Raw genomic sequence first — 15,606 nt, forward strand, 5'->3', positions numbered from 1 at the left:
AAGCACTGCGGCTTTCCGCACCTTTGGGGTACGTATAGATACATTACGGCCACCCAGCCCACCCGTCAAAACACACCCCACCCGGGCGTGTCGCACGGGGTGCGGGGGAGACTGGGAACGTGAGCAGACCAGGGAAGATGACGCAGCAGCATCCACTTGAGCATCGTGCCTGGATCTTGCGCCTAGGGTTTCGCCGCAGCCTGCTGCGACCGAGTGATTCCGACCGGAGTGACCGAGTCACCTATATCGAGTTGTTCTTCGATCTCATCTTCGTCTTCGCGCTCACCCAGCTGTCGCGCTACCTCTACGCAAACCAATCCTGGGTCGGTGCCCTCGAGTCGATCATTCTGGTGCTCGCTCTATGGTGGCTCTGGGTTTACACCACCTGGGTGACGAACTGGCTCGACCCGGCGAGGCTCCCGGTGCGCGGCGTCGTGATCGGCCTCTCGCTCGTGGGCCTCGTGATCAGCACGTCGATCTACGATTCGTTTGGAGATCAGGGTCTGGTCTTCGCTGTCGCCTACGTTGCCCTGCAACTGGGGCGCACGGTTTTCATGGTGCTCGCCCTCGCCCGGCATGACCCAGCCCTGCACGCGACTTTTCTGCGCATCCTGGTGTGGCTCTCGGTCGCCAGCTTGTTCTGGATCGGCGGAGCCCTCCTGCCACTGTCGTTGCGGCTGCCGGCCTGGCTGATCGCCCTCGCGATTGAGTACGGCTCAGCGAGCCTCGGGTTTCGCCTTCCCGGATTGAAGGCGCCGGGAGTCGATGACTGGGACGTCTCCGGTCCCCATATCGCGGAGCGCAGCGCCCTGTTCGTGATCATCGCCGTCGGTGAGTCCTTTCTGGTGACCGGGTTCGCGTTCGTCGACCAGGAGGCATCCGTTGTTGGAATCTTCGGCTTGTTCCTCGCTTTTGTGAACGGCGTCGCCATGTGGTGGCTCTATTTCGATCACGGAGAGCGCGCCGGGAGCAAGGCGATTTCAGCGTCGAGCGAGCCGGGTCGGATCGCTCGGCTCGCCTACACCTACGTGCACGCCATAATCATCGCGGGAATTGTGCTCACCTCGGTCGCTGACAAGTCGGTACTGGAACACCCGGGAGATGCCATGACGCTTGCGGTGGCCGTGACCATTGTGGGCGGGCCCCTGTTCTATCTCGTCGGGCTGCTGCTGTTCCGCTGGATCGTCGCGCGCACGCTGCTCATCTCCCACGTCGTCGGGCTCGGGCTGCTCGCCCTGACCGGTGCCGCGGGGGCACTCCTGACTCCGCTCGGGCTGGGTGCCGCGACCTCCGTCGTTCTGGTCATCGTCGCGGCCTGGGAGACGATTGCGCGCGTTCGCGCCGGCACGACCGACGACGACGCCGGTTGAGCGGATGCCGGGCCAACCTTGTGGCCGCGGGCCCCGGTTAGAAACTGGGCCTGCGGACGGGGCCCCGGCCCCGTCGCAGTGCGGGGAGAATGGGACGTTGGACTCTGGTGCTTGGGCCGTGCAGCCGAGATACTGAGCGGAGCAGCATCGTTTCGCAACGATCAGGAAGGCAATCATGGGTTCCCTCACGTATAACCGCGTCGTCGTGGAGATCGACGATCGCACCCTTGCTCACCTGCAACTCGTGATCGTGCAAAAGCTGCGCCGGGGTGAGAGTTTTCTGCTGTCCTGGCAGGATTCGGCAACGGCCGGTTCCGGACGCAGCTCGATCTGGCTCAATCCGGCCATCCCGCTGTATTTCACGTTCGCCAGCCGGCACGCCGCCACACTCAACCGACAGTGGATCGAAGATCTCAGCCGATCAGCCAACAGTGCTCCGGGACTCGTCATCGTCAGCGAGGTCGGATCCCTGCCGGTGACCACGCTTGCGGCGCGGCCGACGTCCACGTTCGATGCGAAAACGATCGCGCGCACCGACACCGGGCTCATTCAGTCCGTGTAGCGCGTGCTTATTCGGGCTGGGTTCGCAGAATCGCCGCGAGTTGGAGTGCGACTTCGTTGTCCGGGTCCAGCTTGAGGGCTCGCTCGACCTCACGCCGTGCGCCAGCGGCATCCTGGTTTGTATAAAGAACGATGGCGTTCTGCACGGCGATGGCAGCGTCCTGCGGTGCCAATTCCACCAGTGGGGCCAGGGTCTTCGCGGCACCGGCCACATCACCCTCGGTGAATTGCCCCACCGCGAGCGCGCGCTCGGTAGCCACGGTGTGGGGAAGCCCGACTCGTGACCGCTCTGCCCAATCGATCGCGCGTGCGGAGGCTCCGGGAACGCCGGCATCTGCGGCAGCGGCGAATGACTGGGCGGCGATTCCGGAGAGGTCGGCATCCCACGGACGAATGGCGGAGGCGGTGCTGAACGCGCTTTCGGCTGCGGCGATCTCGCCGCGGGCTGCGTGCTCGACGCCTGTGGCGAGGGGAACTTCGGCGCTGACCACGACAATCAGCCAGATTGACCAAACCGCCAGCAGAATTGAACGACCGGCCGCCGCAGTTCTGCGCTGCGAACTCGACCGCAGGCGAATTCGCAGCCCGCCTTCCGGCCTGCCTGCCACGAGGATTCCCAGCAGGAGGGCGGCGACGATGGTCGTTGACGGCGCCGTGAAGTGCGTGAGCAGGGCAACACCGAACCCACCGAGGGCCGCGAGGGAGCCGGCGAGAACGTCGCGACGGGCGGCATCCGTTTTCGGGGATGCGGCCGGACCGCGCATTGCCGCAGTCGGCTCGGCATTAGGCAACCGTCGCCAGGAGCGAAGACCGAACACCGCGGCCGTGATGAAGAGACCGCCGACCACGATGAGCAGCGGAATGCCGCCGGCCAGAAGAACCTGCAAGACCCCGTTGTGCGGAGAATCCAACACCGATTCACTCGTGGAGTTGCCCGCATTGGCGTTGAGGAATCCGCTCACTCCGACGCCGAGCGGATGCTCAGCCACTACCCCAGCGGCATCGCTCCAAAACGTGAACCGGCCCTCGAGGGACTGTGTCGAGAGCGGGCTCGCGCCGAGCACACGATTGCGGGTGAAGGGCACGGCCAGCGCCCCGCCGATGAGGAGCATGCCCGCAAGGGTGGCAATCCCCACGAGGCGAAGTCTCTGCCGGCCCGACGACCGCACGATTTCGAGGGCCATCAGAATGCCGAGCACTAGTACCGCAGCGAGCAGCCCTGCGCGCGACGCACTCAGGATGACGGTCGCGACGGCGAGCACCAAGGCCGTACTCAACCAGACTCGCTCGGCCAACCCCGTTCTCGGGTTGGTCCAGGCGCGCAACACGGGAAGCATCAGCATCGCGCAGAAAATAGCGCCGAGCACGCCCTGGTCGGTGGCGTTTCCGGTCAGGGACCCGGGGCGGGCCAGGTCCGTGGCGATGGGCCGTGCTCCGACCGCTTCGAGCAACGAGACCAGGCCGAGGGCGATGGCGGCCGTCGCGATCGCACGCACCAGCGTGCGCAGGCTGTCGGCAGGAGCGCCGGGGCCAAGCAGACGCGCGCCCGCCCACAGCGCACCGAAGTAGACCGGCAGGGTGACGAGGCCCTCATAACGCGGCCAGCGCCCCATGAGCTGCACGCCGGGGGCCGCCGAGATCAGCACGCTCAGCAGTGCGAGGGCGAGGGCAGAGGATGCCGCAGCCACAAACCAGCGCGGCAGCCGTCCGCGTGCGACCGCGACCGAGGCGAGTGCGACGGCGATGGCTGCGAGGGCGTCCTTCGGCAGGAACCACCGCACGAACGCGTCGGGAAGAAAGACGATCGACGAGGCAATGAGCAGCCAGAGCGCGGCCGTGGCTGCACGGCGGCGGGCGGGCGGGATCGCGGCGGGTCTGGGGACCTGGCGCTGCGGCATCCGCGTGGCGGGAATTGCTTTGGACATCACGAAGCGGCCTTCGACACATCAGCCGTCGAAGGCCGCCCGTCGATGCGGGTGCGTGCTGCTATTTCAGCGCCAAGGCGGTGCGGCGACGCGCTCGGATGGTCAACGCCAGACCGCCGAGTGCCATGAGGGCCAGGGCGAGCCAGCCCGACGAGAGGTCGGTGCCGGTGTCGGCCAGAGCCACGACCACTGCGGCCGAGGTGTAAGAGACACCGTTTTCGTCAACTAGCACGATGTGGTGCGTGCCCGACGCGATGTTCGCCGGCATGGGGAAGCTGCCGCTGACGCGACCCAGTGCGTCGGCGGTGAGGGTTCCGAGCAGCACCGGGGTGGAGTGCAGCCAGATGTCGACAACCTCAAACGGGGCGAAGCCGGTGCCGGTGATCGGGATGCTCGCTCCCGGGGCGATGGTCTTCTGCGGCATGGTCACGCGATCGCTCTTCGGTCCGACGACGGAGACGGAAGTCACCCCTCCGGTCTGAGGCAGCAGAGCTGGTGAGACCGGCGTAGATGTCGTGTTCGCCGGCTGGACTGCTTTCGTAGACTCACTCCAGAACGTGGCCGACCCGGTCGCCATCCCGGTCACCCGCACGTTCAGGGTGCTGCCGAGGTCATCTTCGGTAATCGTGTACGTACTAGAGGTTTTGACATCGCCGTAGCTACCGGACCGATGCCACGCGTAGCTCAACTCTGGGTCAGACGGGGTCCAGGGGCCAGCCACGGAGAGGGTCTGGCCCACACGAGCCTCACCGACGATCGCCACTTCACCCGAGATGGGGTAGGCCGTACCGTCAAGAACCAGAGTTGCGTCGATGTTTGAAACCTCGAAGTCCTTCGCGACTTTGATGCTCTTGGCGCCCTCGGCAGTGGGTGCATTGTCGTTGTACACCACAGCGAATCCCGTCGGCGTGCCGTAGGAGCCGAAGCTCACCTTGTAACTGCCGGCAGCGAGAGAATTCACGGAATACGAGCCGTCGGAGGCCGTGTAGTCAATGCCGTTGAAGCCAGGGGTTCCGTCCGCTGCGAGAATGGTTACTTCAATATTCTCTGCGGGTGACGTCGTTCCCAAGACGTTCTTCGAGACGACCCCGGAGATGACGCTGCCCTGCTCCAGGAGGAAGTCGGCAGTCACATTGGCCCCGTCCAATGGCACCGAGGTTGTTAGACCGAGAAATCCGAAACCGTCTGCATTCGGTGCCGCGAAGGACACAATAGCCTCTCCTGTGCTCATGCCGGAGAGTTCATAGCGCCCGTCGACTTTCGTCGTTGTGCCGCGGTAGGACTGCCCAACACGGACACGGACGGATGCACCGGCGACCGGAACGATGCCGTTCGGCGTCACCCCGGTGACGGTACCGGAGATCGTCAGGTTCTCGGCGACAGTCGTAGCGAGTGGCGGGTTCTCCTCGACCGCAGTGGCCGGAGCCGCCGCGAGGGCCCCGAAGGTTAGGACGGCCGCTACTGTGAGCACGACCGCGAAGCTATGCTCCCGGATACGTGTGAACAAGTTCCCCATGATGACCTTCGATCTCGTGCGAGCGTTGGTCATGCGTGCATGTCCGAACGCGCGGAGCAATGCCCCCCACTGGATCCTATGTGGCGCAACAGATCGCAGCATCCGCTTCCTGGCCTGCGTGTCAGCCCAAACCGGGTGCCCCTCGAACGCGCGAGATCGCGGACCGGGCACGAGAAAGGGGCCCGCACAGTACGCGGGCCCCCTACGTTTGCGACGGCCTAGTGCTTGGCGACCAGGGTGAGCACGTCGTAGGACGCGACGAGTTCGTCATTCTGGTTGGTCAACACGGCATCCCAGCGCACCTCGCCGTACTCGTCGGTCTCCCGCGGGGTGATCTGCTTCGCGGTGAGCGCGACCCGAATGCTGTCGCCGGGCGAGACCGGCGTGACGAACTTCAGGTTCTCGAGGCCAGAGTTGGCGAGTACCGGGCCGGGTGCCGGGTCGACGAACAGGCCGGCGGCCCAGGAGACGAGGAGGTAGCCGTGGGCCACCCGGCCGGGGAAGAACGGGTTGGCCGCGGCGGCCTCCTCGTTCATGTGGGCGTAGAAAGTGTCCCCGGTGAACTGCGCGAAGGTTTCGATATCCGCTAGCGTCACCGTGCGGGAATCCGAGACGATCTGATCGCCGATCACGAGTTCGGCGAGGCTCTTTCGAAACGGATGCGTGCTTCCAGCCCGCGCAGACGCGCCCTGGTGCCAGATTCCGGTGATCGCCGTGAGCATCTCGGGCGACCCCTGAATGGCGGTGCGCTGCATGTGGTGCAGCACGGCACGGATGCCGCCGAGCTCTTCACCGCCGCCGGCCCGGCCCGGGCCGCCGTGCACGAGCTGCGGCACCGGCGAACCGTGCCCGGTTGAGGTGCGGGCGTCGTCGCGGTCGAGCACGAGCACCCGCCCGTTGAAGGCCGAGATGCCGGTCATCAGGGCGACGGCAACCATGGGATCGTGGGTGGCGATGCTGGTCACGAGCGACCCGCCGCCCCGACGCACCAGGGCGATGGCCTCATCAATCGTGTCGTAGCCGAGCACGCTCGACACCGGGCCGAAGGCCTCGACCTCGTGCACGGCGTCGGCCGAAGCATCGTCGAAACGCAGCAGCAGCGGCTCGACGAACGCGCCATCGGGAGCGAGCGCGGTCGTGCCGTCGGCGTGTAGCACGGCCGGGGCATCCGTTCGGCCGACGACCAGATCGCCACCGGCGGCCTGCAGGCGAGCAACCTGCCTGAGTACCTCGAGGCGCTGCGCGGTGGAGGCGAGCGGGCCCATCGTGACGCCCTCAGCTCGGGGATCGCCGAGGACGATGCGTTCGGTGATGCGTGCCTGCACGGCGGCGACGACGTCGTCCATGGCCTCGCGCGGCACGATGACGCGGCGGATGGCGGTGCATTTCTGGCCGGCCTTGACCGTCATCTCGGTGACGACCTGCTTGACGAAGGCGTCGAATTCGGGGGTGCCTGTGGCGGCATCCGTTCCGAGAATCGAGGCGTTGATCGAGTCGGTCTCATTGGTGAACCGCACTCCCCCGGTCTGCACCGAGTCGCTCGCGCGCAGCTTCTCGGCGGTGGAGGCCGATCCGGTGAAGGCGACAAGGTCGCCGAGGCGCACGTCGTCGAACAGGGTCGGCACACTGCCGGAGACGAGCTGCAGCGAGCCCTCAGGCAGCAGGCCCGAGTCGGCGAGGATGCGCACAAAAGCTTCGGCAAGGTAGCCGGACGGGGTAGCGGGCTTCACCAGGGTGGGCACGCCGGCCAGGAAGGCCGGCGCGAACTTCTCCAGGGAGCCCCAGACCGGAAAGTTGAACGCGTTGATCTGCACGGCGACTCCGGGCAGGCGCGAGTAGATGTGGCGCGCGATGAAGGAGCCGTCCTTGGAGAGCGGCTCGACCGGCCCGTCGACGTAGACGCGGGCGTTGGGGAGTTCGCGACGCCCCTTGGAGGAGTAACTGAACAGCACGCCGATGCCGCCGTCGATGTCGACCCAGGAGTCTACTTTGGTGGCGCCGGTGCGGCTGGACAGCGCGTAGAGCTGCTGTTTGTGTTCGGTCAGCACCAGCGCCATCTGCTTGAGCAGCACGGCACGCTGGTGAAAGGTGAGTTCGCCGAGCGACTTCTGGCCGACGATGCGGGCGTACTCGAGGGCGGCGGCGAGGTCGAGGCCCTGCGTGCTGACACGGGTGACGACCTCGCCTGTCGAGGCGTCGCAGACATCAGTGCCGGTCGAAGCGTCGGTCGGGGTCCACCAGGATCCCTGCACGTAGCTGGGCAGAATGGTCGTCATGGGGTCTCCTTCAGGCTGGGTGCGGGGTGCTGTCTCGGCCTGGGCGGCCATCAGGCTTCGTCCCAGCGGTAGAAGCCCTGGCCCGACTTGCGGCCGAGCTTGCCCTCGGCGACGAGCCGGCGCAGCAGCGCCGGCGGTTCGAAGCGGGCGCCGAGCTGTTTGTGCAGGTATTCGGCGATGCCGAGGCGCACGTCGAGGCCGACCAGGTCGGTCAGTTTCAACGGTCCGACCGGATGCTTGTAGCCGAGCATCATCGCGGCATCGATATCCGCGGCACTCGCGACACCCTCTTCGAGCATGCGGATGGCTTCCAGCCCGAGGGTGACTCCGAGCCGGGAGGAGGCGAATCCAGGCGCGTCGCTGACGGTGATCGGAGTCTTGCCGAGGGCGGAAACCCAGCTTTGGGCATCCGCTACCAATTCAGGCGAGGTGGCGCTGCCGATGACGAGCTCAACCAGATTCGAGGCAGGCACCGGGTTGAAAAAGTGCAGGCCGAGAAAGCGGGCCGGGCGTGCCAGTTCGTCGGCGAGGTCGTCGATCGAGATCGATGAGGTGTTGCTGGCCAGGGCTGCGTCGGCGGAAAGCTGCGCCTCGACCTTGTGCAGGGCCTCGATCTTGAGCGCGCGCACCTCGGGAACGGCTTCGACGACGAGTTCCCGGTCGGAAAACAGGCCGAAGTCCGCCCCGACGGCGAGGCGGGCCTCGAGTTCCAGCCGGGTTTCGCCGGTGGCGCCGCGGGCGATGCTCGCGTCGACGGCGCGCAGCACGCGGTCGCGAGCAGCCGAGGCTTCGACGTCGTTGCGTTCGACGAGGGCAACGTGGGCTCCGGCGAGCAGAAAGGCGTGCGCGATACCGGCGCCCATGCGCCCGCCGCCGAGCACTCCGACCCGGTCGGGCACGCCCGATTCGCCGCGGTCGCCGAGTTCGAGTTCAGACACAGACATCAGACACGCTCCAAAATGAGGGCCGAGCCCTGGCCGACGCCGACGCACATGGTGGCGAGGCCGTGCTGGGCGTTTTCCCGCTCCATGCGGGCGAGCAGGGTGACGACGAGGCGAGCTCCGCTCGACCCGAGCGGATGCCCGAGGGCGATAGCGCCGCCGTCGCGGTTGACGATTTCTTCGTCGAGGCCGAGGCGACGGATGCAGGCGATGGACTGGGTGGCGAAGGCTTCGTTGAGTTCGATGGCGCCGAGGTCGGTGATGGCGAGGCCGCTGCGCTCGAGGGCGCGTTGGGTGGCCGCGACCGGGCCGAGGCCCATGATCTCCGGGGCCAGGCCGACGCTGGCACCGACGACGATGCGGGCGCGCGGCGTGAGGCCGTACTTCTCCACGGCCTCGCCGCTCGCTACGAGAATCGCCGACGCACCATCGTTGAGCGAGCTCGCGTTGCCGGCCGTAACGACGGAGCCGCCGGCGACGATGGGGCGGAGGGCGGCGAGGCCTTCGAGGGTGGTGTCGCGGCGCAGGCCCTCGTCGACGAGCACCTCGCCCTTTTGGGTGGGAACGCCGACGATCTCGTCGACGAAGTGGCCGGCGTCGATGGCGGCGGCGGCGCGCTGATGGCTGCGCAGGGCGAAGGCATCCGCTTCGGCGCGGGTGATGCCGTCGAGCCGGGCGACCTCTTCGGCTGTCTCCGACATGGAAAAGGTGGCTTTGTCGCGGGCGGCCAGTTTGGGGTTCACGAAGCGCCAGCCGATGGAGGTGTCGAACTGGGCGCCGGGCTTGGCCCAGGCTCGATCGGGTTTGGCCTGCACCCAGGGGGCGCGGGTCATCGATTCGACGCCGCCAGCGACCATCAGATCGGCGTCGCCGGCCCGGATAGCCTGGGCGGCCATGGTGATCGCTGACATTCCCGAGGCGCACAACCGGTTGACGGTGATGCCGGGCACGTGGTCGGGCAGTCCGGCGAGCAGCCCGGCCATGCGGGCCACGTTGCGGTTGTCTTCGCCGGCCTGGGTGGCGGCGCCGAAGATGATCTCCTCGATCAGGCCAGGGTCGATGCCCGCGCGGCGCACGGCCTCACCGACCACGAGTGCGGCGAGGTCATCGGGACGAACCGAAGCCAGCGCCCCGCCGTAACGACCTACGGGGGTGCGTGCTCCTCCAACGAGGTAGGCCTCAGCCATGTTCTCTCCTGACGACGGTGTCTGCGCGGGCATGCGGGAACGACTCGAAACTTACCGACCGTTCGGAAAGTAATTCTGACAGATGCGGGCCGGTTCGCACAACCCGCTGGCGCCTGAGTACGCAAAAGGGCACCCGCCGATTAGCGGGTGCCCTTACTGAGGCGTACTACTGCGAGCGGATGCTAGATGTTGGCGAGTTCCCGCACAGCCGCGTCACCGGGGGTGGCGGAGGTGTAGCTCGCATCGATCTCGGCACGGTCGAGCAGCTCGTCCATGCGGCGCTTGCGCTGCTTGGGAATGAGCGTGACGACGGTTCCGGTCTTGCCCGCGCGGCCGGTACGGCCCGCACGGTGCAGGTAGGTCTTGTATTCGTCGGGGGCGTCGGCCTGGATGACCAGGTCGATGTCGTCGACGTGGATTCCGCGAGCCGCGACATCCGTTGCGACGAGCACGTTGACCCGGCCGCTCGTCAGCATCTGCAGGTTGCGGGTTCGACGAGCCTGGTTGAGGTCACCGTGCAGGCTGGTGGCCTTGACTCCGGCGTCTTCGAGCTGGTCGGCGAGCTGCTCAGCGTAAGCACGGGTACGGCTGAAGATGAGCGTCTTGCCCTCGCGGTTGACGAGTTCTTCGATGATGCGGCCCTTGTCGCGGTGCTCGATGACGAGTACGCGGTGGTCGATCGTGGAGGAGGCCTGGTCTTCACCGGCGACCTCGTGCACGGCCGGGTTGGTCAGGAATTCCTTGACCAGCGAGGCAACACCCTTGTCGAGGGTCGCAGAGAAGAGCAGCTTCTGGCCGCCGGCCTTGGTCTGGCGCAGGATGCGCTGGACCGGCTCGAGGAACCCGAGGTCGCACATGTAGTCGGCCTCGTCGAGCACGGTGACGACGACTTCACTCAGGTCGAGGCGACCCTGGTCGATGAGGTCTTCAATGCGGCCCGCGGTGCCGATGATGATGTCGACGCCGCGCTGGAGGGCGCTGACCTGACGGTACTGCGGAACTCCGCCGTAGATCTGGGTGGTGAAGAGGCCGACGCTGCGGGCGATGGGCTGCACGGTGCGGTCGATCTGCAGCGCGAGCTCACGGGTCGGTGCCAGGATGAGTGCGCGGGGCTTGCGGGCCATCTTGCGGTCCTTGGCGCCGTTGTTCTCCATGAGCTTTTCGACGAGGGGAGCACCGAAGGCGATGGTCTTACCGGATCCGGTCTTGCCGCGGCCGAGCACGTCGCGCCCGGCGAGCACGTCGGGGATGGTCGCAGCCTGGATCGGGAACGGTGACGGAGCGCCGAGGGCGGCGAGTTCGCGCACAATGTTCTCGCCAAGGCCCAGGTCGCCGAAGGTCACACCGACGACATCGGAGGCCGTCGTCGCGATGGCTTCGAGGCGCTCCAGTACGACATCATCGCCGCCAGCAAAGCTCGGCTTGGCGCCGTTTTCGCTGCGCTTCGGGTAGAACTTGCTGTCGCCATCGCTCGGACGGTCGTTGCCGAAGTCGCGGCGCGGCGGGCGGTCGTCGTTGGAGCGACGCGGGGCGCGGTCTTCGAAGCTGCGGGCCGGGCGGTCACCGTAGGAGGGACGCTCGGTGCGGGGAGCACTATTACGGTCTCCATACGAGGGACGTTCGGTGCGAGCCGGACGGTCGTTGTTGTAGGCCGGACGATCGGTGCGCGGGGCACGGTCGCCGTAGGAGGGACGCTCGGTACGGGGAGCGCTGTTGCGGTCGCCATACGACGGGCGGTCGTTGTTGTAAGCCGGACGATCAGTGCGTGGGGCACGGTCACCATAGTTGGGACGCTCGGTGCGCGGGGCACCGTTGCGGTCGCCATAAGACGGACGCTCCGTGCGCGCCGGACGGTCATTGTTGTACGCGGGGCGATCGGTGCGCGGTGCACGGTCACCATAAGAGGGACGCTCGGTACGGGGAGCACTGTTGCGGTCGCCATACGACGGACGGTCGTTGTTGTAAGCCGGACGATCAGTACGAGGGGCACGGTCACCATAGGAGGGACGTTCCGTACGAGCCGGACGGTCGTTGTTGTACGACGGGCGGTCTGTGCGGGGACGGTCGTTGTTGTAGGCCGGGCGTTCATTGCGCTCGCTGTTGGTGCGGCCGCCGTTTTCGGGGCGAACGGAACGCGAGCCGTAGGCCGGGCGTTCGCTTGAGGGGCGCTCGTTTGCACGCGCGGCACGCTCGTCGGCGTTCCAGCGCTGCTTCTTGGGGGCACTCTCATCGGCGCGGTAGCCACGGTGTCCGGGGCTCTTGCTGCCGGCGTTGTTGGAGCCGCCGTGGCCCGATCCGCCCTTGGAGGCGTACTTGGGATCGAAGTTCTTACCGCCGCGACCGACGGGGGAGTTGTGCGAATTGCCTTGAGGCATAAAAATTTCTCTGGGTTGTGTTCAGTACATGGCAGAACAACATCGCACACGCGACGTAACTGAGAACCCGAGCAATCTTGGTCGGGGCCGTTCACATACAGTGATTTTTCACCAGCGGATTACTGGGAAACCGGCCCAACTTGACTTACAAACCCATCCGCGCACAGCACGGTGTCAAGAGCCGACTTGTCTACGCTACCGGAAGCTTGCTGAAAAGTCACGCAGAAGGGTGCACATTGCCTCGCCCTATTCTGGAGACATGACCATTTCGATCAGTATCGAGCCGCCCCGGCAGACCGACGTCGCCGAACTGCTGGCCGCCGGTACCGTCTTCGCGCATTCGCTCTACCCGGTGGAGAACACCTTTCTGCTCAGCACCGACGAACTGGAACGAGCCGGCGTCGCCGTGTACGTGGCCCGCGACGAGCACGGCACCGCCTGCGGCATGGCCGCCCTGGTGCCGCTGCGCTCCCTTGAGCACGCCGCCGAGCTGAAACGGCTGTTCGTACACCCGGCTGCTCGTGGGCGTGGCGTCGCCGGCCGCCTGCTCGACCGCATCGAAGCGGATGCCGCCGAACGCGGCATCCGCTCTCTCGCGTTGGAAACCGGCACGCTGCAGCACGCGGCCATGGCGCTGTACCGCGGTCGCGGCTATGAGCAGATCGAGCTGTTCGGCCAGTACATCGGCGAAGAGCTCAGCGTCTGCTTCGCCAAGAGCCTGTAACTCAGGCGGCACCCTCGAGCAGCCAGGCCGGGAACGCCGAGCGGCTGCGCAACGGTCGCGGCCCGTGTTGGAGAAGTTGGCACGGGTTTCAACACCTGCCAGCCTCCGGCAGGCGTGCCGCGACGCTCCGCGAGTTCAACGCGGTCGACCGCCGACTTAGCCCGGCCGGCCGCCGATCCGGCGGGACAGCTCGGCCGCGGTCACCGCCACGGCTGCGGCGAGCGCCGGCCAGCGATCCACGTCGAACCGATCGTTCGCGAAGGTCACGGCGATGGCGGCGGCCGGCCAGCCGGCATGGTCCCGCACCGCGAGCGCGACCGAGGCGATGCCGGGCGTGATCTCACCGTTCTCGGTGGCGTAAGCATCCGTTCGCGCGCGATCGAGCACGGCCCGCAGCTCGAGCCTCGTGCGCGGGCCACGGCCGTCGCGTTGCTCGAGCGCCGCCTGACTCGGGTAGAGCGCACGCAATTGCGCGGCGGGCAGGCCGGCAAGCATAGCGCGACCGCTGGCCGTAAGGTGGGCGGGCAGTCGCACCCCCACGTCGGAGACGAGGGAGGGGCGGTGCGCGGCGCGTTCCTCAACCAGGTAGATCACATCGCGCCCGTGCAGCACGACGAGGTGAGCGCTCTCCCCCAACCGGTCGACGAGTTGCGCGATCAGGGGGCGGCCGAGCCGGGAGAGCGGTTCCTGCCGGCTGAACCCGGAACTCAACTCGAACGCGGCGATGCCGAGGCCGTAGCGGTGTTCCTCGGGCAGGTGCACCACGAAACCCTCAGCCACGAGACAGTCGAGCAGTTGGTACACGGTCGAGCGCGGCAGGCCCAGGGAGCTGGCCAGCGTGGCCGCCGGAACCGGTCCGCGCTGGGCGGCCTGATGCATCAGCACCCGCAGCGTGTTCTGCGCGGCCGGAACCTTCGAAGCCATCCTGTCCCTTCAGCCAGCGGGCATTCAGAGCGGATGCCGGTGTCCGGTATCCCGGACATCGTTCAGCGTATCGCCCTGTCGCGGGAGACCGCGAGGGTGTGCACTCGAAGCATGACCCTCGCGACCGCCTCCAGCACATCCGCGCACGACTCGAGCGAGGCATCCGCTGTCACGGCGAGTGTCGTCGTCGGTACCATCGCACTCTCCTTTACCGACGTGATCGCCGTCGCCCGGCACAACGCGCGCGTCACCCTCGACCCGGCGAGTCTCGGCGAGGTCGCGGCGACTCGCACGATCATCGATGCCCTCGCGTCGGACACCGAGCCGCACTACGGCATCTCTACCGGGTTCGGTGCCCTCGCGACGACGTTCATCACGCCCGATCGCCGTGCCCAGCTGCAAGCGAGCCTGGTGCGCTCGCACGCCGCCGGCAGCGGGCCCGAGGTGGAACGGGAGGTCGTGCGCGCCCTCATGCTGCTGCGGCTGAGTACCCTGATGACCGGTCGAACCGGCGTGCGGCCGGCCACCGCCGAGACCTACGCGGCCGTACTGAACGCACAGATCACCCCGGTGGTGCACGAATACGGCTCGCTCGGCTGCTCGGGCGACCTCGCCCCGCTCGCGCATTGCGCCCTCGTCGTCATGGGCGAAGGCCAGGCGCGCGACCGGGCGGGCAGACTGACCAACGGCGGCGATGCCCTGGCCGCAGCCGGAATCACCCCGGTCGTACTCGCCGAGAAAGAGGGCCTCGCCCTGATCAACGGCACCGACGGCATGCTCGGCATGCTTGTACTCGCCCTCGACGACCTGGCCAACCTGCTGGTGACTGCCGATATCGCCGCGGCGATGAGCGTCGAAGCCCTGCTCGGAACGGATGCTGTCTTCGCGGCCGACCTGCAGCAGCTGCGGCCCCAGCTCGGCCAGGCCGACAGCGCCGCCAACCTGCGCCGACTGCTCGCCGGCTCCGGCGTGCTGGCGAGTCACGCCGGTCCAGAGGACACGTCGGTACAGGACGCCTACTCCCTGCGCTGCGCCCCGCAGGTGCACGGTGCCGCGCGCGACACTGCCGCCCACGCCACACTCGTCGCCGGCCGTGAACTGGCCAGCGCCATCGACAATCCGGTCGTCACCGTCGACGGTCGGGTGATGTCCAACGGTAATTTTCACGGTGCCCCACTCGGCTATGTGCTCGATTTTCTCGCCATCGCGTCAGCGGATGTCGCGAGCATGAGTGAGCGGCGCACCGACCGTCATCTCGACGCGAGTCGCAGCAAGGGGTTGCCGCCGTTTCTCGCCCACGAGGTTGGCGTGGACTCCGGGCTCATGATCGCGCAGTACACCGCCGCCGGCATCGTGTCGGAACTCAAACGACTCGCCGCGCCGGCCTCCGTTGATTCGATCCCCTCCTCGGCGATGCAGGAGGACCACGTGTCGATGGGCTGGCACGCCGCCCGCAAACTGCGCCGCTCACTCGACGGACTCGGCCGGGTGCTCGCGATCGAGATCATGACCGCGGCGCGTTCGCTCGATCTGCGCGCGCCGCTCACGCCGGCTGCGGCGACCGGAGCGGTGCGTGATCTCGTGCGCACCGTGGTTCCCGGACCCGGGCACGACCGCTTTCTCTCCCCCGAAATCGAAGCGGTCGTGCAACTCGTGGCGTCGGGTGCGGTGCGGCACGCGGCGGGCACAGATCTGGCCTGGGGTTAGCCGACCTTGTAGCGACCTTGATAGGTCGCTTCGCCCCGTTGTGACCCGTGCGGCGCCGTGCCATACTTGCGCCACGCCGGCCCATCCGAGCCGCGTAGCT

At 67.2% G+C, this 15,606-nt stretch carries 11 protein-coding genes; 4 read left to right on the plus strand and 7 right to left on the minus strand.

What is annotated here, in order from left to right:
• Positions 1-119: 119 nt before the first annotated feature.
• Together BMW72_RS10320 and BMW72_RS10325 are read left to right on the plus strand one after the other, a co-directional pair.
• Complete coding sequence (locus BMW72_RS10320) at positions 120-1,370, plus strand: low temperature requirement protein A (RefSeq protein WP_134361274.1); 1,251 nt, start codon at positions 120-122, stop codon at positions 1,368-1,370.
• A 175-nt stretch (positions 1,371-1,545) separates the two neighbouring features.
• On the plus strand, positions 1,546-1,932 hold the full coding sequence (locus tag BMW72_RS10325) for a DUF7882 family protein (protein ID WP_174721740.1): 387 nt from the start codon (positions 1,546-1,548) through the stop codon (positions 1,930-1,932).
• Between the two features lie 7 nt (positions 1,933-1,939).
• Here BMW72_RS10325 and BMW72_RS10330 read toward each other — a convergent pair whose 3' ends face one another.
• From BMW72_RS10330 to BMW72_RS10355, 6 genes are all read right to left on the minus strand, one after another.
• A complete protein-coding gene (locus BMW72_RS10330) occupies positions 1,940-3,856 on the minus strand; it encodes an O-antigen ligase family protein (RefSeq protein WP_092110255.1) in 1,917 nt (638 codons plus the stop codon).
• A gap of 61 nt (positions 3,857-3,917) precedes the next feature.
• Entirely contained in the window at positions 3,918-5,327 is a 1,410-nt protein-coding gene (locus BMW72_RS10335; protein WP_134450426.1) for a carboxypeptidase-like regulatory domain-containing protein, read from the minus strand.
• A 263-nt stretch (positions 5,328-5,590) separates the two neighbouring features.
• Positions 5,591-7,648, minus strand: coding sequence for a phenylacetic acid degradation bifunctional protein PaaZ (gene paaZ, locus BMW72_RS10340; protein ID WP_092110468.1), 2,058 nt, complete (start codon positions 7,646-7,648; stop codon positions 5,591-5,593).
• 50 nt (positions 7,649-7,698) lie between these two features.
• Positions 7,699-8,592, minus strand: a complete 894-nt coding sequence (locus BMW72_RS10345; protein WP_092110258.1) for a 3-hydroxyacyl-CoA dehydrogenase family protein — start codon at positions 8,590-8,592, stop codon at positions 7,699-7,701.
• Positions 8,592-9,776 carry a thiolase family protein gene (locus tag BMW72_RS10350; protein ID WP_092110260.1) on the minus strand — a complete coding sequence of 395 codons (1,185 nt, stop codon included), beginning with the start codon at positions 9,774-9,776 and terminating at the stop codon, positions 8,592-8,594. The genes BMW72_RS10345 and BMW72_RS10350 overlap by 1 nt, the downstream gene beginning before the upstream one ends.
• A gap of 182 nt (positions 9,777-9,958) precedes the next feature.
• Positions 9,959-12,151 carry a DEAD/DEAH box helicase gene (locus BMW72_RS10355; protein WP_092110262.1) on the minus strand — a complete coding sequence of 731 codons (2,193 nt, stop codon included), beginning with the start codon at positions 12,149-12,151 and terminating at the stop codon, positions 9,959-9,961.
• A 259-nt stretch (positions 12,152-12,410) separates the two neighbouring features.
• Between BMW72_RS10355 and BMW72_RS10360 the strand changes: the two genes are divergently transcribed.
• On the plus strand, positions 12,411-12,875 hold the full coding sequence (locus tag BMW72_RS10360; protein WP_092110264.1) for a GNAT family N-acetyltransferase: 465 nt from the start codon (positions 12,411-12,413) through the stop codon (positions 12,873-12,875).
• Between the two features lie 156 nt (positions 12,876-13,031).
• On the opposite strand, the gene BMW72_RS10365 is transcribed toward BMW72_RS10360, so the two are convergent.
• On the minus strand, positions 13,032-13,799 hold the full coding sequence (locus tag BMW72_RS10365) for an IclR family transcriptional regulator (protein ID WP_092110266.1): 768 nt from the start codon (positions 13,797-13,799) through the stop codon (positions 13,032-13,034).
• 111 nt (positions 13,800-13,910) lie between these two features.
• Here BMW72_RS10365 and hutH point away from each other — a divergent pair, with 111 nt between their 5' ends.
• Positions 13,911-15,506 (plus strand): histidine ammonia-lyase, encoded by a 1,596-nt coding sequence (gene hutH, locus BMW72_RS10370; RefSeq protein ID WP_092110268.1) that lies wholly within the window; start codon positions 13,911-13,913, stop codon positions 15,504-15,506.
• The last annotated feature ends 100 nt before the right edge of the window (positions 15,507-15,606 follow it).

The sequence above is a fragment of the Cryobacterium luteum genome (assembly GCF_900110125.1).
In the GTDB taxonomy this organism is placed as follows: domain Bacteria; phylum Actinomycetota; class Actinomycetes; order Actinomycetales; family Microbacteriaceae; genus Cryobacterium; species Cryobacterium luteum.